The organism is Nocardiopsis sp. LDBS1602, from assembly GCF_035818715.1.
Taxonomy (GTDB): Bacteria; Actinomycetota; Actinomycetes; order Streptosporangiales; family Streptosporangiaceae; genus Nocardiopsis; species Nocardiopsis alba.
Window position 1 is genome coordinate 609,451 of sequence record NZ_JAYLVW010000002.1, and the last position, 17,727, is coordinate 627,177.

Annotated in this window: 17 protein-coding genes; 10 read left to right on the forward strand and 7 right to left on the reverse strand. The window is 69.7% G+C overall.

All coding sequences use genetic code 11. The features are described 5' to 3' along the window. Positions 1-223: 223 nt before the first annotated feature. Together U9J66_RS10830 and U9J66_RS10835 are read right to left on the reverse strand one after the other, a co-directional pair. On the reverse strand, positions 224-925 hold the full coding sequence (locus U9J66_RS10830) for a YIP1 family protein (protein ID WP_326337620.1): 702 nt from the start codon (positions 923-925) through the stop codon (positions 224-226). A 43-nt stretch (positions 926-968) separates the two neighbouring features. Continuing rightward, positions 969-2,480, reverse strand: a complete 1,512-nt coding sequence (locus U9J66_RS10835; protein ID WP_026124795.1) for an LCP family protein — start codon at positions 2,478-2,480, stop codon at positions 969-971. A 302-nt stretch (positions 2,481-2,782) separates the two neighbouring features. Between U9J66_RS10835 and U9J66_RS10840 the strand changes: the two genes are divergently transcribed. Together U9J66_RS10840 and U9J66_RS10845 are read left to right on the forward strand one after the other, a co-directional pair. After that, on the forward strand, positions 2,783-3,778 hold the full coding sequence (locus U9J66_RS10840) for a glycosyltransferase family 2 protein (protein WP_326337621.1): 996 nt from the start codon (positions 2,783-2,785) through the stop codon (positions 3,776-3,778). A gap of 100 nt (positions 3,779-3,878) precedes the next feature. Next, positions 3,879-4,949: a DUF4429 domain-containing protein gene (locus tag U9J66_RS10845; protein ID WP_042283129.1), complete on the forward strand. Its 1,071-nt coding sequence runs from the start codon at positions 3,879-3,881 to the stop codon at positions 4,947-4,949. Here U9J66_RS10845 and U9J66_RS10850 read toward each other — a convergent pair. Together U9J66_RS10850 and U9J66_RS10855 are read right to left on the reverse strand one after the other, a co-directional pair. After that, on the reverse strand, positions 4,946-5,698 hold the full coding sequence (locus U9J66_RS10850; RefSeq protein WP_161110593.1) for a glycerophosphodiester phosphodiesterase: 753 nt from the start codon (positions 5,696-5,698) through the stop codon (positions 4,946-4,948). The genes U9J66_RS10845 and U9J66_RS10850 overlap by 4 nt on opposite strands. Next, positions 5,695-6,462, reverse strand: coding sequence for an IspD/TarI family cytidylyltransferase (locus U9J66_RS10855; protein WP_161110592.1), 768 nt, complete (start codon positions 6,460-6,462; stop codon positions 5,695-5,697). Before U9J66_RS10855 ends, U9J66_RS10850 begins: the two co-directional genes overlap by 4 nt. A gap of 418 nt (positions 6,463-6,880) precedes the next feature. Here U9J66_RS10855 and U9J66_RS10860 point away from each other — a divergent pair, with 418 nt between their 5' ends. The 8 genes from U9J66_RS10860 (at position 6,881) to U9J66_RS10895 (ending at position 14,007) form a co-directional block, all read left to right on the forward strand. Further along, positions 6,881-7,729 carry an ABC transporter permease gene (locus U9J66_RS10860; RefSeq protein WP_017533449.1) on the forward strand — a complete coding sequence of 283 codons (849 nt, stop codon included), beginning with the start codon at positions 6,881-6,883 and terminating at the stop codon, positions 7,727-7,729. Further along, entirely contained in the window at positions 7,729-8,667 is a 939-nt protein-coding gene (locus tag U9J66_RS10865; protein WP_014909394.1) for an ABC transporter ATP-binding protein, read from the forward strand. Before U9J66_RS10860 ends, U9J66_RS10865 begins: the two co-directional genes overlap by 1 nt. Positions 8,668-8,865: 198 nt before the next feature. Then, the gene (locus tag U9J66_RS10870) at positions 8,866-9,552 is read left to right on the forward strand and encodes a hypothetical protein (RefSeq protein WP_014913134.1); all 687 of its coding nucleotides are present in this window, start codon (positions 8,866-8,868) and stop codon (positions 9,550-9,552) included. Then, positions 9,549-10,307, forward strand: coding sequence for a DUF5941 domain-containing protein (locus U9J66_RS10875; RefSeq protein ID WP_234305829.1), 759 nt, complete (start codon positions 9,549-9,551; stop codon positions 10,305-10,307). The genes U9J66_RS10870 and U9J66_RS10875 overlap by 4 nt, the downstream gene beginning before the upstream one ends. A 33-nt stretch (positions 10,308-10,340) precedes the next feature. Further along, positions 10,341-11,072: a phosphocholine cytidylyltransferase family protein gene (locus U9J66_RS10880; protein ID WP_014908159.1), complete on the forward strand. Its 732-nt coding sequence runs from the start codon at positions 10,341-10,343 to the stop codon at positions 11,070-11,072. A 5-nt stretch (positions 11,073-11,077) separates the two neighbouring features. Further along, a complete protein-coding gene (locus U9J66_RS10885) occupies positions 11,078-12,127 on the forward strand; it encodes an iron-containing alcohol dehydrogenase family protein (protein WP_014909142.1) in 1,050 nt (349 codons plus the stop codon). After that, complete coding sequence (locus U9J66_RS10890) at positions 12,105-12,875, forward strand: CDP-alcohol phosphatidyltransferase family protein (RefSeq protein WP_014912685.1); 771 nt, start codon at positions 12,105-12,107, stop codon at positions 12,873-12,875. The genes U9J66_RS10885 and U9J66_RS10890 overlap by 23 nt, the downstream gene beginning before the upstream one ends. 301 nt (positions 12,876-13,176) lie before the next feature. Beyond that, entirely contained in the window at positions 13,177-14,007 is an 831-nt protein-coding gene (locus U9J66_RS10895; protein ID WP_202422638.1) for a glycosyltransferase family 2 protein, read from the forward strand. A gap of 147 nt (positions 14,008-14,154) precedes the next feature. Here the strand turns inward: U9J66_RS10895 and U9J66_RS10900 are convergent, their stop codons facing one another. From U9J66_RS10900 to U9J66_RS10910, 3 genes are all read right to left on the reverse strand, one after another. Continuing rightward, positions 14,155-14,760, reverse strand: coding sequence for a malonic semialdehyde reductase (locus tag U9J66_RS10900; protein WP_042283123.1), 606 nt, complete (start codon positions 14,758-14,760; stop codon positions 14,155-14,157). Positions 14,761-14,869: 109 nt separating this feature from the next. Then, a complete protein-coding gene (locus U9J66_RS10905) occupies positions 14,870-16,069 on the reverse strand; it encodes a glycosyltransferase (protein ID WP_161110591.1) in 1,200 nt (399 codons plus the stop codon). A gap of 234 nt (positions 16,070-16,303) precedes the next feature. Further along, positions 16,304-17,677: a nucleotide sugar dehydrogenase gene (locus tag U9J66_RS10910; RefSeq protein WP_042283121.1), complete on the reverse strand. Its 1,374-nt coding sequence runs from the start codon at positions 17,675-17,677 to the stop codon at positions 16,304-16,306. Positions 17,678-17,727 lie beyond the last annotated feature (50 nt).

A 17,727-nucleotide genomic window follows, 5' to 3' on the forward strand; every position in this document is an offset into this window, starting at 1 on the left:
ACTGAGTCTTCCCGCTCATGACGGCTGACATCCCGCACGAGGGCAGAAAACGGACATGGTACGGCCGATGGGGGTGCCCAAGAGGGACGGTGCATCACCCTACGCTCAAGGGCGTGGCGCCCGACCCAACAACACGTGAACAGTCAGGCGCACAGGTTACCGGTGGGTGGGAGGCCGTCCGCACGGGGGATCCGCGGAGCCGTGAAGCCCGGGGGACGGCGGGTCAACGGCGGTCGTCGTCGAGGATCCGAGTGTGTTCGGAGTCATCGTCCAGCGGGGTCCACACGGCCCCGCTCCCTCCACGCCGGAACGGGGTCGTGGTCTTGTTCGGGTCGTCGAGGCCGCGCCGGGGCGAGGCGGGCGGCGGGACGTCGGGGACGGTGTCGCCGACCGGGCCTCCGTCGTTCCAGGGGCCGCCGTCGGAGACCTCCGGGCCGGACCCGTCGGCCTCCTCCATCGGGGCGGAACGGTACCGGTCGCGGTTGGCGGAGGCGACCACCCTGGTGCCGGGCAGGGGGCCGAGGTCGTCGGCGGCGCGCCACCGCGTGGGCAGGAAGGCCGATCCGGCGAGCAGGACGCCCAAGGGCAGGGCGACGACGAGCCCCGCCCCGTTCGGGTAGAGGAAACTGGCGTCGTTGAGCCAGCTCAGCGCGGAGTCCAGGCTCTCCCGGGAGAGGACCGGCCACAGGCACAGGGCGCTCAGCAGCACCCCGGAGGAGGCCGCGACCATCGGCGATCGTCGCGAGGCCACCAGATAGGCGCCCAGGCCTCCCAGGAGGCACAGCACCACCACGGACGAGACCGTCGCGAAGCCCACGTCACCCTCGACGATCCGCGGGAACGTCTCGGACGACCAGGCGAGCCCCACCCACAACACGGGGGCCAAGGCGATGCCGGCGAGCAGGCCGAGCAGGTGGCGGAGCACTCTGTCCCTTTCTCTCCAGGGCCTTCCACGGCCCTTGTCCAGGCTATGCGCAGATGTTGTCCCGAGCGGTGGTGGTGTCGGGGGCGGACGGCGCGGCCTCCGGCTCGGCCCCGGCCTGAGCGGTGGGGGCCGTGGGCGCCTCGAAGGTCGTGTAGTCGAACCCGATCACCACCTGGAGGCCCTCGTCCAGGGTCCCGTCCTCGACCGTCTCCGAACCGGGGAGCGTGCCGGAGACGTACTCGGCGAGCGCCTCCTCTCCGGGCCCGTACCTGACCTCGGTCCGCTCCACGCTCCGGTCGGTCCAGTTCTCGGCCGGGTCGGTCACGTTGAAACCGGCCGTGGTGAAGCTGTCGTCGAGCCGGGCGCCCAGACCCGGGGTGGCGGTGCCGTTGAACACCCGCAGGCCGACGTCGGCCGGGACCGGCTCGTCGTCCTTCCCGCCGTCGTCCTCGGCCTCGGGCTCGGGGGCCTCCAACGGTCGGTCGGCGTTGATGGCGGCGAACATCTCCCGGGCGGCGGGTTCGTCCCACAGCAGGGCCACGTCGCCGCGCGGGGTCCAGTGGTCCATGTCCGAGATCGGCACCTGGGCGAAGGTGACGTCCTTCAGGTCCAGGTCGCGCATCTGATAGGCGAGGTCGTTGATGGCGCTGGTGGTCAGCCCCTCGTCCACGGTCACCGAGGACAGGGAGCTGTCGAGGAAGGCGGTGAGCTTCCCGGGATCGGACAGGGTCTGCGAGCTCATCGCCTTGTCGAGCATGGCCGAGAGCACCTGCTGCTGACGGTCGATCCGGTCCAGGTCGCCGCGGGCGGTGGCCCGGGTCCGGGCGAAGGCCAGCGCCTCGACCCCGTCGACCTGGTGCGTTCCGGCCTCCATGTCCAACTGCGCCTTGGGGTCCTGGATCGCCTCGGGCAGGCACACCTCGATGCCGTCCAAGGCGTCCACCACGTCGACGAAGCCGTTGAAGTCCACCTCGACGTAGTGGTCGACGCGCACGTCGGTGACCGATTCCACGGTCTGGACCGCGAGCCCCGGCCCTCCGTAGGCGTACGCGGCGTTGATCTTGTCCTCGCCCTCACCGGGGATGTCCACCCACAGGTCGCGGGGGAGGCCCACCACGGTGAGGTGATCGCGTTCGTGGTTGAGGCGCACCAGCATCATGGAGTCGGAGCGCTGCCCCGGGGTGGAGCCGACGCTGAGCGCGTTCTGGTCCTCGGTGCTCATCTCGTCGCGGCTGTCGGAGCCGATGACGAGGAAGGTGAGCCCACCGGTCTCGTCGGGACGGTCGCCGTCGCTCAGTCCGCCGAACACGTCGAAGCGGTTGATCGACCCCGACATCCATCCGGTGATCGCCCAGGAGGTGCCCGAGGCCAACAGGACCAGTACGGACAGTACGCTCATCAGCAACAGACCGTTGCGGCGACGGCGGACCCCGGCGCCGGGTACGGTGATCCGCCCCGAACGCGCGGAACGTCCCGGCTCCTCCGGGGGTAGGGGCGTGGACCTTTCGCGTCGGAACTCGCCCTTTGGTCCGTGCCGTCCGGCGTCGTCGCTCATCGGCATCCCCGTCCCACCCGTTCCACGGTGTCCTCGGTACCTAAGGTTGTCACCCGATCCGCCGAAGGGCGCGGGATGTCGACCATCGGCGTGTTGTGCTCCCCGGCGTCCTCATCAAGGTCGGACGCGTCGGAAGGCGAAAACGTTCTCCAGGGGGTCGCACGTCTCGGAACATCTGCCCCGAGGGGTAGGGCTCCACACCCCGCCGGACGGATGAGCGGCGGCGCGGTGTGCAGTACGGTTGACGGCGCGTAGATCCCCCCGTACGCCGTCCCGCCATGTTCTGACCCTGGGAAGTGCCCGTGTCCTGGCCGCCTGTCTCCGTCGTCATGCCCGTACTGAACGAAGAGCGCCACCTCGCCTCGGCGGTGGAGCACGTCCTCGCCCAGGAGTACCCGGGCGAGCTGGAGGTCGTGCTGGGCGTCGGTCCCTCCGAGGACCGCACCAGGGAGGTCGCCGACGGTCTGGCCGCGGCCGATCCCCGGGTCAAGGTGGTGGACAACCCCACGGGGAAGACCCCGGCGGGCCTGAACGCCGCCATCGGCGCCTCCTCGCACGACATCGTCGCCCGTATCGACGGTCACGCGATGATGCCCTCCGACTACCTCAAGGTGGCGGTGGAGACCCTGGAGGAGACGGGCGCGGACAACGTCGGCGGCATCATGGCGGCCGAGGGCGCCACCCCGTGGGAGAAGGCCGTCGCGGCCGCCATGACCTCCAAGGTGGGCGTGGGCAACGCCCGTTTCCACACCGGTGGTGAGGGCGGCCCGGCCGACACCGTCTACCTCGGCGTCTTCCGGCGTTCGGCCTTGGAGCGCGTGGGCGGCTACGACGAGGCCTTCCTGCGGGCGCAGGACTGGGAGATGAACCACCGCATCCGCACCACCGGCGGCACGGTCTGGTTCCAGCCGAGGATGCGCGTCTCCTACCGTCCCCGACGCAACATGCGGCTGCTCGGGAAACAGTACTTCCACTACGGCCGCTGGCGGCGTGTGGTCGCCCGCCAGCACAAGGGCACCATCAACCTGCGCTACCTGGCACCACCGGTGGCCGTGGCCGGGATCGTCGCCGGTCTCCTCGGCGGGTTCCTGTTCTGGCCGCTGTGGCTGGTGCCGGCGGCCTACCTGGCCTTGATCACCGTGGCCTCGGTTCCGCTGATCCGGGGGTTGCCGGTCTCGTCCTGGCCGCTCGTCCCGGCCGCGCTGGCGACCATGCACATGTCGTGGGGCGTCGGTTTCATCACCAGCCCGCCCGGCCTGGGCGCCGATTCGCGGACCGCGCAGGCCGCCGGTTCCTGACGAGACCGGGCGGCGAGGCCCTACCCGTAAGGGTTCTCACCCTCCCGTGGATTCTCCGCTTCTGCTAGTCAAGAGAGCGGAGACGACCGGAGAGGACGATATGGACGAGTTGCGCGGGGACCAGGCGTCATGGGCGTTCGACAGTGAGATCGTTCGTGTGCGCTTCGAGACGAAGGGCTGGTTCAAGAGCCCCCTGTTCAAACTCCTGGGGACCCTCGACCTTCCGGTCGGGGCGATCCGGGAGATCGACTTCCGGCCGGGCGCGGGTCGTAAGAAGGGGTGGGTCCTCCAGCTGCGGCTGCACGACCGTATGGACCCCTACGCCGCCGTCGGCGCCATGCTCGACGAGAAGTACCAGCCCTTCCGGTTGACCGGCCCCGCCAAGACCGAGCTGGTGGCCGAGTACCTGGTCGACCAGCTCCGATTCGCAGCCGAGCAGGCCGGCCCTCCCGACCCGGCCACCGTGCTCTCCCTGGTGCCGTCGACGCCTCTGCACGTCCTCACCTCGGAGGGCACCGCCCGCTTCGAGGCCGATCGGCTGTCCCTGGTGTGGTCCGGTACCTACGCGAGCGGCTACAAGAAGAAGAAACAGCGTCGTGAGTTCGAGCTCTCGGAGATCGCCCACATGGAGTGGGCCCCGGTCGACGAGTGGGGTTGGGGCTTCGTCCGGGTGGTGACCCGCGGCCGCGTCGCCGACGCCAAGCCCAAGAACGACCTCAACGTGCTGCGCGCGGGCGAGGAGGGCAACGAGATCCAGCAGGCCTTCCTGCTGGCGGCCACCGTCACCGCGCACCAGTGGGCCCGCGACGTGCGGCCCCGCCCGGCCCTGGGCTCCGGTGGGACGGAGGCCGAGGAGGAGACGAAGCCCGGCTTCGACGACCCCGAATGGTGGAAGGAGACCGCCCGCAACGCGGTCGACGTCCTGCGCGGTCCTCGGATCTCCTTCCATCTCCCCGGTTCCGGAGGCCGGGGCGCCACCGTGGAGGAGGACGGGGACGAGGCCGCCATCACGGCGGGAGAGGGTACGGACCCGGCCCCGGAACGGGGGACCGGGGCCGACACCGCGTGGATCTTCGAGCAGATCGAACGCCTCGGCGACCTGCACGCCAAGGGGCTGCTCACCGACGAGGAGTTCGGGACCAAGAAGGCCGAACTCCTCGACCGGATCTAGCGGAGGGCGGCCACCGTTCCGGGGACGTCGTCCACCACGACCGCGTCCATCCCGGCCTCCGCGAACCGCGCCGAGACCTCCGGGTCCGGGCACCAGGAGATGATCTCCAGCCCGGCCCGGTGCGCGATCTCCACGGTGTACTCCAGCGGGCGGCGCCCGGGTACGGGGCCCTCCTCGCCTGTGTCCAGCGCACGGGAGTCCACCGCGACCACCGGGCAGCCCAGCCCCACTGCGCCGGGGATCGCCGAGTCCGCCGGGTTGCGCACGAAGGGCATCCAGGCGGTCGGGACCCCGGGGGCGCCCTCGTGGACGGCGACCAGCAGCCCGGGGTCGAAAGAGCAGACGAACGTGCGCCGGCGGTCGGCCTCCCGGCGCAGGAAGGGCATCAGCAGCGCGGCGGTCCGTCGCGCCGGAGCGTCGACGGCGTCCTCCATCACCGTCTTGACGTCCACGTCCAGGCCGATGTGGTCGGGAACGACCTCAAGACCCTCCTCCAGCCCGATCAGTCCGGCCCGTCGGCACTCCGCGAGATCCAGGTCCACGATCGCGCGTCCGTCGTCCAGAGCGGCGTTGTGATGGAGCACGAGCGCGTCGTCGGCGGTCCGCCGTACGTCGATCTCGACCCAGTCCGCTCCGGAGCGCACGGCCGCCTCGAAGGAGGCCGCGGTGTTCTCCACCGCGCCGTCCACCACGCCCCGGCCGGCGCCCCGATGGCCGATCACCTCGGTCGCCTCGAACACCCCGCTCACGAGACCCCCTCCGCGATCGCGTTCCCGGACGCGTCGTGGGCACGTCGACGACGCAGCAGGGTCTCGGCGATCTCCACGTCCCCGGGGTTGGTGACCTTGATGTTGTCCTCCTCACCCGGAACGATCCGCACCTCCTCCTCGGGAAGGTAGCGCAACACCACCCCGCAGTCGTCGGTGGCCACCAGATCGGGGTCGGCCATGGCCGCCTCGTAGGCGCGCCGGGCCACCCCGAGCCGGAACCCCTGGGGAGTCTGCATCCGGCGCAGGGACGAACGGTCCGGGGTCTGGGCGATGACCTCGCCGCCGGAGCGTCCCTCGGTCACCCGCACCACGGTGTCGGCGCTGGGCACCGCCACGCCCACGGCCCCGGCCTCGCCCAACGCGGACACGCAGGCGGCGATGGTCCGGGGGAGCACCAGGGGGCGGGCGGCGTCGTGCAGCAGCACCAGATCGTCGTCGGCCGCCGAGGCGACCGCGGTCAGGGCCGCGTAGGAGGTGTCCGTCCGCGTCGCGCCGCCCGGGAGGACCCGGCTCACCTTGGCGAACCCGGCGCGCGCGACGATCTCCTCGACCTCGCCCACGTACTCGTCCACCATCAACACCACGATCTCGTCCACCTCGGGCGCGGACTCGAAGGCCGCGATCGAACGTTCGATGATGGTGCGGCCCTCCAGCGAGAGCAGCTGTTTGGGCCTGGGCGCCCCCATCCGGGAACCGACCCCTCCGGCCAGAACCGCCGCGATCACCCGCGGACCTGTGGACATCGTCGCCTCCGTATCGATCGTCGGTCGCCGGCGGCGACCGAACGGGGACACGCCTCTCGTGGGCCGGAGACGACGGGAGGGGGGAGGGGACGACTCTCCGGGAACACGGGCGTGCGAAGGCCGACCCTAACCGAACGGAGGGAGGAGGAGAGGCGTCGGATCGGGGGAGGACGGTATGTGGTTGACACGGTCTGTCCGATGCGGCGGTAACCTATGGACGCCTGTTGGGCGTGCCCGGTCCCCACCTCCTTTCGATTCGGACGTTGGAGCCGGGCGTGGTTCATGACCGCCCCCCGGACTCCGCCGGATCCCCCCGTTCCGGTCCCGGTGAGGGTAGGACCGCGTCGACGGCCGGTGCGCACAGGTGAGTTCGTAGACGCGACTGTCCGGCACATCGTGAACCGGACGATCTCAAACCTTGGAGGTGGCGGTGGCGTCAAGGACGCTGGCCGTCTGGGAGCACCGGAAGGTCGTCGGCCTCCTGGTCCGGCGCGACCTGAAGGTCAAGTACCAGCAGTCCGTGCTGGGGTACGCCTGGACGATGTTGGAACCCCTCGCCCTGACGTTGGTGTACTTCTTCGTCTTCGGTCTCGTACTCCAGGCCGACCGCGGCATACCCGAGGAGGCCAAGCCCTACGGCGGCTACATCCTCTTCCTCGTCGCCGGCATTCTGCCCTGGACGACCTTCGGAGCGATCCTCTCCGAAGCGCCGAAGGCCATGATCACGCATTCGAAGTTGATCACCACGATGAAGGTGCCCCGGGAGATCTTCCCGATGGCCACCGTGGGCACCAAGTTCGTCGAGTACCTGCTGACCTGGCCGGTCCTGCTCATCTTCGTGTTCGCCCTGGGCGGCCGTTTCACCTGGGAGGGCATGCTCGTCTGGCTGCCCCTGGCGATCGTGCTGACCTTCGCCTTCGGGTTGGGCGTCACCCTGTTCCTGGCCTCGGTCAACGTGTTGCTTCGCGATGTGGAACGACTGACACGTATCCTGACCCGAATCCTGTTCTACGGCTCGGCGATCCTCTTCCCGGCCTCGATGGTGCTCCACAGCGACGGAGTGCCCGGGTGGGCGAAGACGATCTATGAGCTCAACCCGCTTATGGGTATCTTCCAGATGCACCGCACCGTATGGTTCGCCGGGTTCGAGGAGTTGACCCCGAGTCCGCTCGCCGTGACCTCCGCGGTGGTCGGTTCCATCCTGATGCTCGCCATCGGATACTGGACGTTCCGTCGTCTGGAGATGTCCGTACTGAAGGAGTTGTGATGGCGTCCACCTACGAGGCCGCGGTCACCGGCGGTCCGGTCATCGAGGCCAAGGGGCTCGGCGTGAAGTTCGCCGTGAACCGTCGCCGCAAGCGCAGCCTGCGTGAGATGTTCATCCACGGCAACAAGCGCGACCCCAACGCCGAGGGCAACGAGTTCTGGCCGCTGCGCGACGTGTCCTTCGAGATCGCCAAGGGCGACTGCGTCGGCATCGTCGGCAAGAACGGCACGGGCAAGTCCACCCTGCTCAAGATGATCGCCGGGGTGCTCATCCCCGACGAGGGCACGGTCGAGGTCCGGGGCAAGGTGGCGCCTCTGCTGGAGCTGCGCGCCGGGTTCAACGACAATCTGACCGGACGCGAGAACGTGTACCTGGTCGGTTCCCTGCACGGCATGAGCGAGAAGCAGATCGACGAGCGCTTCGACGAGATCGTCGACTTCGCCGAGGTCAAGCCGAAGTTCATCGACACCCCGGTCCGGCACTACTCCAGCGGGATGAAGGTACGCCTGGGCTTCGCCCTCATCTCACAGCTGGAGCACCCGATCATGCTGGTCGACGAGGTGCTCGCGGTGGGCGACAAGGCCTTCAAGCGCAAGTGCTACGAGGCCATCGACCGGATGCTCGCCAACGAGCGCACCATGGTGCTGGTCTCGCACAACGAGCGGGACCTGAAGCGCTTCTGCAACCGGGGTCTGTACATCAAGGGCGGCGAGCTCGCCCTGGACACCGACATCGACTCGGCCCTGGCCGCCTACAACGCGGACACCAAGGTGGAGATCGAGGAGCGCAAGAAGAAGGACGAGGCGAAGAAGAAGCGCGCCGAGGAGAAGGCGAAGAAGGTCGAGTCCGAGCAGAAGGCCGTCGAGGCCGACGCCGAGGACAAGGCCGAGAAGAAGGACGAGAAGGGCGAGGGCAAGGACGGGGGCCGGGCGGCCTGACCGGATCCACCCTTCACGACCTGCGGCGAGAGCGCACCACGGCATGTTCCGGAGGTGCGTTCTTCGCTGTTCGGACCTGTCTGAAACCGCTTTCCACGTGCGAAAAGGGCGTAACGGCGGCCTTGAGCGTGTCGGTGATGGATTGTGTACAGACGGTGGGTGACGGTGACTCTCAGTTGACATCGGGAGGGCACGGACATGGCCGAGGGAACCGTGGCGCGGGCGACCGCGAGGATCATCGAGCGAAGGCACGTCACCCGGTCGGGGGTGACCCGTGTCAGCCTCGTCGCCTCGGTCGCCGCCGCGGTCTGGTTCAGCCGGGCCGACCCCACCGGGGCCGTCCTCGGATCCCTGTTCCTCGCGCTGATCCTCGCCTGTGACGCGGTCCGCTCCCGGATGCGCTCCGACCGCCGGGACGCCCTCACGCTGTGGACCGTGTCCATGGCCTCCCAACTCCGGGAGTACGTGGTCTACGTCGGACTGGCCTTCGGAGCCGCCGCGGCCGGCCACGCCAGCGCCTGGGGATGGGCGGCCGGCGCCCTGATCGCCCTGGCTCTGCGCAACGCGCTCCTGGTGGCCTTCGCGGCCCCGCCCGCGAGTTCGGCGTCGCCCGCCCTCTTCGTGCCCGCCCAGCGACGTTCTGAGGCCGTTCGGCCACCCGGGGTGCCCAGGCCCCGCCCCGCCGGGGTCCCCGAGCCCTCGCTGCCGCTGCCGCTCCTGGTCCGTCGGGTCATGGCCTTCGGGCAGCCGACCCGCTTCCTCGTCATCGCGGTGGCCACCACGCTGTGGGACGCCAGGATCGCCTTCGTCAGCCTCATCGTGGGCTGCGCCGTGGCGATCACCGGAGAACTCGTCGATCCCTCCTCGCGCGGGGAGGGCCGATGAACGGAAGACCGGTGAACGGCTTCGGGACCGGAGAAGGCGTGAACGGCCATGACGTGCCCCGGGCGCGGGAGAGGCTCGTGCCCGCCGTACCGGATCTGCGTCACCTGCGTGATGACGGTCATATCGCCCGGCTGTGGGGGAGGGTCGCCCCGGGGATCGCTCCGCCGCTGCTCACGGCGGTGGCCGGAGCCCTCGTCGTCGCCGTCCTGTTGGCGGCGGACCGCGGACAGCTCACAGGCATTACCCTGTTCGCACCGGTCGCTGCCCTGCTACTGTCCGGTGCGGCCTCGGGCCATCCCCACGACGGACGGTTCGACCTGTTCGTGCCGCCCGTCCTGCGTGTCACCGAATACGGCTACCTGGCGGTGCTGGGTTCGGCGTCCGGCGTACCCGGTCCTATGGTGTTCGTACTCTTGGTGACGATCGTCTGTCACCATCGCGACGACGTCGCGCGGCCCGCGGTCGGTGTGGATCGACCCCTCGGGGTACGCCACGCGGCGCTCGGGTGGGACGGCCGGATGCTCGTCATCGCGGTCGGGGGCGCGTTTTCCGCTCTCACCGCCGCCTACGGCATACTCGCCGGATACCTGGTGGTCCTGATGGTGCGCGAGTGCGTGCGCACCTGGAGCGCGACACCGGTGTCCGACGTGCGGACCCGACCCGCCACCCCCGGCGGGGCGGACCCGGGGGATCGGTCGATCCCCCACGACGGAGACGGGGGCCAATCGGCCTCCGGAACGAACGGGGAGGCGTGAGCGCCTCCTCGACCTAAGGAGGAACTCGCCCTCATGCTCGGAATGGTTCTCGCCGCAGGCGCGGGGCGCCGTCTGCGTCCCTACACCGACAGCCTCCCCAAGGCCCTGGTGCCCGTCGACGGCGAGACGACCATCATGGACATCTCGCTGCGCAACCTGGCGGCGGCCGGGCTCACCGACGTCGTCGTCGTGGTCGGCTACTGCGCCCAGGCGGTCGAGGAGCGCAAGGAGGCCCTGGAGGAGCGCCACGGCGTCAAGATCACCCTCAGCTACAACGACAAGGCCGAGGAGTGGAACAACGCCTACTCCCTGTGGACCGCGCGTGAGTTCTTCTCCGAGGGCGTCCTCCTGGTCAACGGCGACACCGTTCACCCCGTGAGTGTCGAGGAAACGCTACTCGCCGCCAGGGGACCGGAACTCCTCCTCGCGGTGGACAACGTGAAAAACCTCGCCGACGAGGAGATGAAGGTGACCCTCGACGAGGACGGCCACCTCCAGAACATCACCAAGCTGATGGACCCGGCCACCGCCGCCGGCGAGTACATCGGCGCCACCCTCATCGAGAGCTCGCTCGACTCCCGTCTGGCCGACGCCCTGAAGGCCACCTGGGAGCGCGACCCGCAGCTCTACTACGAGGACGGCTACCAGGAGCTGGTCCGCCGCGGCGAGAAGATCGCCGTCGCCCCCATCGGCAAGGTGGACTGGGTCGAGGTCGACGACCACGACGACCTGGCCAAGGCGAGGGAGATCGCGTGCCGCTACTAGCCCGAATGCTCCCCTCGCCCCTGGCGATCGACGTGCGCCGCGGCGCCATCTCCTCGCTGGGAACGGTGCTGGCCGACCGCCGCATCGCCACCGAGGGACGTATCGCCGTGGCCGTGGGCCCGGGTCAGGGGGCGCAGATCGCCGCCGACCTGGACCTGCCCCAGTGCGAGGTCTTCCAGGTCGAGGAGGGCACCGTCGACGCGGCGACCGAGCTCGGCAAGAAGCTGCGCTCGGGCGCCTACGAGGCCGTGGCCGGCATCGGCGGCGGCAAGACCATCGACGTCACCAAGTTCGCCGCGACGATGGCGGGCATCCCCATGGTGGCGGTGGCCACGAACCTGGCCCACGACGGCATCGCCTCTCCCGTCAGCTCCCTGGAGCACGAGGGCGGCAAGCCGTCGATCGGCGTGACCATGCCCATCGCGGTGGTCATCGACGTCGACTACGTCCAGGCGGCCCCCTCGCGTCTGGTCCGTTCCGGGATCGGCGACGTGGTCAGCAACATCTCGGCGATCGAGGACTGGGAACTCGCCGGGAGGGTGAACGACGAGCCGGTCGACGGCATGGCGGTCACCTTCGCGCGCGTGGCGGCCGAGGCGGTCCTGCACCGCCCCGACTCCATCGAGTCCGACGGTTTCCTCAAGGTGCTGGCCGAAGGGCTGGTGCTGTCCGGGATGGCCATGTCGGTCGCCGGTTCCAGCCGGCCCGCCAGTGGCGCCTGCCACGAGGTCCTGCACGCGGTGACCCAGCTGTACCCGGGGGCGGCCAACCACGGCGAGCTCGCGGGTCTGGGCTCCCTGTACGCGTCGTTCCTGCGCGTACGGCACCTGGACTGGCCTCAGGCCCGGCTGGACGAGATCCGTTCCTGCCTGCTCCGCCACGAACTGCCCATCGTCCCCTCCGACGTCGGTCTCGACGAGGCCTCGTTCGCGAAGGCGGTGGCGCACGCCCCGGACACCCGTCCGGGACGGTTCACCATCCTTGAACACCTGAACCTCTCCGAGGCCGAGATCGGGCGGAGTGTCGCGGACTATGTCGAAGCCGTCGGTCGCTGAGGTCCGCGCGGGAGGTCAGCCCGCGGGGATCAAGGAGCGCGTCAACGAGGAGCACTGGGCGGGTCGTCTCTACATGAGGGACATCTCCCCGTACCTGTCCACGCTCTTCGTGCGGCTGCGGGTCCCCCCGAACCCCATCACCTACCTGATGATGGTGTTCGGGGTGCTCGCCGGCGTCGTCGTCGCCTTCGGTGGACTGTGGTCGGCGATCCTGGCCGCGGTGATGGTGCAGATCTACCTGCTGTTGGACTGCTCCGACGGCGAGGTGGCCCGTTACACGGGGCGCACCAGCGTGGCCGGGATCTACCTCGACCGGATCGGTCACTACGTGTCCGAGGTCGCCCTCCTCGTCGGTCTGGGCATCCGCGCCCAGGGAGAGTTCGAGGCGGGCGGCTGGGTCGTCCTCGGTATGGCGGCCGCGCTCGGCGTCGTGCTGATCAAGGCCGAGACCGACAACGTGGTCGTGGCCCGTGCCAAGGCCGGGCTGCCCGAGAAGATCACCGAGGAGGCCATGCGGCCCAAGTCCTCGGGGTTGAGTCTGGCCCGTCGTCTGGCCTCGGCGCTCAAGGTGCACCGCCTCATCCAGGCGGTCGAGCTGTCCCTGATCGTGGTGGTGGCGGCCGTGGCCGACCTCTTCCTCGGGGATCTGCTCGCCACCCGGATCCTGGTGGTGGCCTGCGCGGCGGTGGCCGTCCTGATGAGCTTCGCCCACTTCGTGAGCGTGCTCGCCTCCCGACGCCTCGAATAACGCGTCGATGACGCTCCGGTGACGTTACGGGGCCGTGGACGGTACCCGGTCCACGGCTCCGTACACTCCACTTTTATCCTTTCGTTAGTCTGTTTCTGCGAACGTTGACATGTGTCCACCTGTCAGCCGCACGTCGTCCATTGAACGGTTCGCGATCATGGCCACACCAGTGATTCCGCCCTCGCAGGGCTCCGTCTCGTCCACCGACTCCGGTACGTCCAGGGCGCGGGACCCCCGAGCGCAGGAACGGAGCGGTCCTCAGGTGCCCGGTAAACCCACTCTGTCCTGTGTCCTGCTGACCATGGGCACCCGCCCCGCCGAGCTGCGCAGGGCGATCACGAGCGTGTTCGAGCAGGAGGGCGCCGACGTCGAGGTCATCGTCGTCGGTAACGGCGCCGACCTTCCGGAGCTGCCGGAGAACGTCGTGACGGTGCGGCTGCCGGAGAACCTCGGCATCCCGGAGGGACGCAACCACGGGGTGCGGGCGGCCCACGGCGACGTGATCCTGTTCCTGGACGACGACGGCTGGTACCGCTCCATGGACCTGGCCCGGCACGTGCGCGACCGTTTCGCCGAGGAGCCGAGGCTGGGCGCTCTCTCGTTCCGTATCGCCGACCCCGACGGCGGCCCCGACCAGCGTCGACACGTCCCCCGCCTGCGCGTGGGCGACTCCCGCCGGTCGAGCGTGGTCACCACGTTCCTGGGCGGGGCGTGCGCCATCCGTCGCACCGCCTTCGAGGAGGGCGGCGGCCTCCCCGGCGAGTTCTTCTACGCCCACGAGGAGACCGACCTGGCCTGGCGGATCATGGACGCCGGCTACACCATCGAGTACGACGCCGACGCCGTGATGTACCACCCCGCGGTGGCGCCGACCCGACACGAGAACTTCTACCGGCTCAACGCCCGCAACCGGGTGTGGCTGGCCCGCCGTAACCTGCCCTGGCCGCTGGCCTTCGCCTACCTGGGCACCTGGGTGGGGCTCACGGTCCTGCGCGAACGTGACAAGGACTCGTTGAAGGCGTGGTTCGGCGGCTTCCGCGAGGGCTGGAGCGAGGACGCCGGCCCTCGCACGCCGATCGGCTGGCGTACCGCCTGGCGGATGACCCGGGCCGGCCGGCCGCCGATCATCTGAGCATCGCACCGTCCTTCCCGAGGAGGCCGTTCCGGGCGCCCACTCGGGACGGAGGGGTCCCCTCGGGCCCTGACGGTTCATCCCATGCGTGAGGAAGGGGGCGGGCGCCGTACGGCGCCCGCCCCCTTCGTGTGCTCTTCCGAGAGATCAGATCTCGGTGACGACCTCGTCGTAGTCGAGGCGGGGGAGACGGTCGAACCAGGCGTCGGGGCCGGGCTTGCCGATGTTCATGACGACGATCGGACGCTGCTTGGAGTCCTCTCCGAAGAGCTCCTTGCGCAGGCCCTCGGCGTCGAAGCCGGTCATCGGGCCGGCGGCCAGGCCGGCGGCGCGCACGCCCACGATCAGGTAGGCGACCTGGAGGAAGGCGTTCTGGAGGGCCATGGACTCGCGGGCCTCGACCGGCATGCCGGCGAAGTTGTCGCGGGCGTCCGGGGCGACCGGGAAGGTCTTGGGGAAGTGCTCGTGGAAGTCGCTGTCGGCGGACAGGACCAGGGCCAGGGGAGCGGTGGAGGTCTTGGGGCCGTTGTTGCCCTGCATGTGGCGGACCAGACGCTCACGGGCCTCGGGGGAACGCACGACGGTGACGCGCAGCGGCTGGTTGTTCATGGCCGTGGGGCCGAACTTGACGAGGTCGTAGATCGCGCGGAGCTGCTCGTCGGTCACCGGCTCGTCCGTGAAGGAGTTGGCGGTGCGGGCGCTGCGGAACAGAAGGTCCTGGGCGTTCTTGTCGAGGGCCAGGGTGTCGGTCATGATCGAAAACCTCGTTGTGCTCTTGAACGTGGGAAGTCTCGCCCGAGGGCGACGAGCAGCACAACCTAGTTTTCTAGGAAGATATTTCTGCAACCGACCATATGTGACGTCATTCACTAAGGGCGGTGCGCGGATGCCGCCGGCGCTGACGAGGTACGCGCCCCGGCACGATGGCCGGAGTGGTGGGCTCGGGGCGCTCCTCGGAGACCTTGGGCCCCCCGGCCTCGGCCACCCACTCCTCCAACTGCTTCACGAACAGTCGGGCCTGGACCGGCCAGTGGAAGGACCTCTGCGCGATCCGGTGGCCGGTGCGCGCGTACTCGCGGCGGACCCGCTCGTCCCGGCGCAGCTCCAGCACCGCCTCCGCCGCGGCCTCCGGGTCGCCGAAGGGCACCACGGTCCCGGAACGACCCTCGGGACGACGGGTCACCAGGGCCTCGGCCATCGGGTTCGGGGTGGTCACCACCGGAAGCCCGTGCGCCATGTACTCCACGACCTTGGTCGGCAGGGAGTGCCGGTAGTTGTCGGTGTCGTGGAGCAGGCTGATCCCGGCCAGGGCGCCCGCCGTCATCCGCAGCGCGCGGTCGTTGGGCACGAACCCGTACCAGTGCAGGGCGTTCTCCTGGTGGGCCTCGCGCAGAAGCGGTCGGATCGACCCGTCTGCGTTGCCGATGATCTCCAGACGCACGCCGTGCTCGCGCAGCCGACGTCCCATCTCCACCATCTCGAGGGCGCCGCGGGCCTCGGACACGTGGCCCAGGTAGACGACGCGCTCGTCGCCGGGAGGGCGCAGTGGGGCGTCGGGGACCTCGGTGGTGTTGGGGACCACCGGGTGGTTCCCGCGGAAGCGGGGACGGTAGCCCTCCTCGGCCAGGAGCAGACGCATCCGACGCTCGGCCCTGCGCTCGAAGCCCCGGACGACCCGACCGAGCGGGCGGCGCAGCGGTCCGGGGATCCAGGGCTTGGTGAGCAGGGCGGCCGGGGTGTCCTCGTGCACGTCCCAGACGGTCACGGGGCGTTTGGAGGGGAGGGCGAGCAGGAGCTCGGGGTCGTGGAAGAGCAGCAGGTCGGCCTGGGGCGCCAGCGCCGCGAGGGCGGACCTGGCGGCGCGCAGTGAGGAGAGTCGGTCCCGCCCCTGGGCGCGCGGTACGTCGACGGAGCGGACCCGGTCCCAGGGGGTCACCCCGCACTCCCGGAACGGGGCGACGTAGGTGACGGTGTGTCCTGCGTCCACCAGGGCACGGATCTGGCGGTGCAGGATCCTGGCGTCCTCCGGGTGGTGCACGATCGTGGCCACAAGCGCGTGCATGAAGATCACCTACGTGTGTCACCGATTTGTACCGACTACAGCGATGATCCGCCGTTTAGCGGCGATATTCGCTGTACGACACGGTATTCACCTGGGGAAACGCACGGAGGACACCCGGATGGACGCCGGGGGTGGTTCCGGTGAACCTTCGGTCGGCGGGTGGTGAACACACGAAGGCACGCCGTCGAACGCCATGGGCGTTCAGAGCGACGTGCCCCGGTGAACGGCTCTGTTCTACAACACCTGAAGACCTTCGCGCTGGATCCGACGGCGCTCCTGTGTCGGCACCCCGGCGGCGATCGCGGTCTCCTCCGGCTCGGAGCGGCGCAGGACGCCCCGGGTGTCCAGGAGCAGTCGCGCGTACTCGCTCAGCAGCTTGGGGCGGTAGTCGCTGTGGTCCGTGAGCAGGATGGTCAGATCGGCCTCGGCCAGGGCCTGCTCCAGGTCGGTGGAGCGAGGCACGTCCACGCCGTCCACCTGCCAGGACTCCACGTGCGGGTCGTGATAGGTGAGCGTGGCGCCCTTGGCGGCCAGCTTGCGGGCGACCGGACGCGCGGGCGACTCGCGCTGGTCGGCGATGTCGGCCTTGTAGGTCACGCCCAGCAGCAGGACCTTGGAGCGGGACAGGGCGAGCCCGGAGTCGTTGAGCAGCTCCTGGGCCCGCTGCATGACGTAGGACGGCATCCGGCCGTTGATCTCCTGGGCCAGCTCGACGAACCGGAACGGGTAGCCGAGGGTCTTGACCTTGTAGGAGAGGTAGTTCGGGTCGATCGGGATGCAGTGACCGCCCACGCCCGGGCCCGGGTAGAAGGCCTGGAAGCCGAACGGCTTGGTGGCCGCCGCGGCGATGGAGTCCCACAGGTCCACGCCCAGCTCCTGGCAGAAGATGGCCATCTCGTTGACCAGGGCGATGTTGACGTGCCGGTAGGTGTTCTCGAGGAGCTTGGCCATCTCGGCCTCGCGGGTGCCCCGGGCGCGGACGACCGTCTCCACGAACCGTCCGTAGAAGGAGGCCGCGGCCTCTCCGCACGCCTCGGTGAGGCCGCCGACGACCTTGGGCGTGTTGGCGACGCCGAAGGTCGGGTTGCCCGGGTCGATGCGCTCGGGCGAGAAGGCCAGGTGGAAGTCGGATCCGGCGACCAGGCCCGATTCCTCCAGCAGCGGGCGGACGACCTCGTCGGTGGTGCCCGGGTAGGTGGTGGACTCCAGGATCACCAGGGTGCCCGGGGTCAGGTGGGCGGCGATGGCCTTGGCGGCCGAGGTGACCGCGCCCAGGTCCGGGCCGCCCTCCGCCGACAGCGGGGTGGGTACACAGATGACGATGGTGCGCGCCGTGGCCAGGCACGCGGGATCCGTGGTCGCGCTGAACCCCTGGTCCAGCATCATGGCCACGTCGTCCGAGGACAGGTCGTCGACGTGCGAGATCGCCTGGTTGAGCCCGTCGACCACACGGTCGCTGACGTCGAAGCCGGTCACTCTCAGCCCCGAGGACACGGCCTCGGCGGCCAAGGGTAGACCGACGTAACCGAGCCCGAGGACGACGAGATCGGTCGCCGAGCCGTTGTTCTGCTCGGGGACAGTGGCTGGGTTGTTGGCTGCGGCATCCACTTCGTGGTCACACTCGCATTCATTTCGTGAACGGGCGCACATATTCGAGG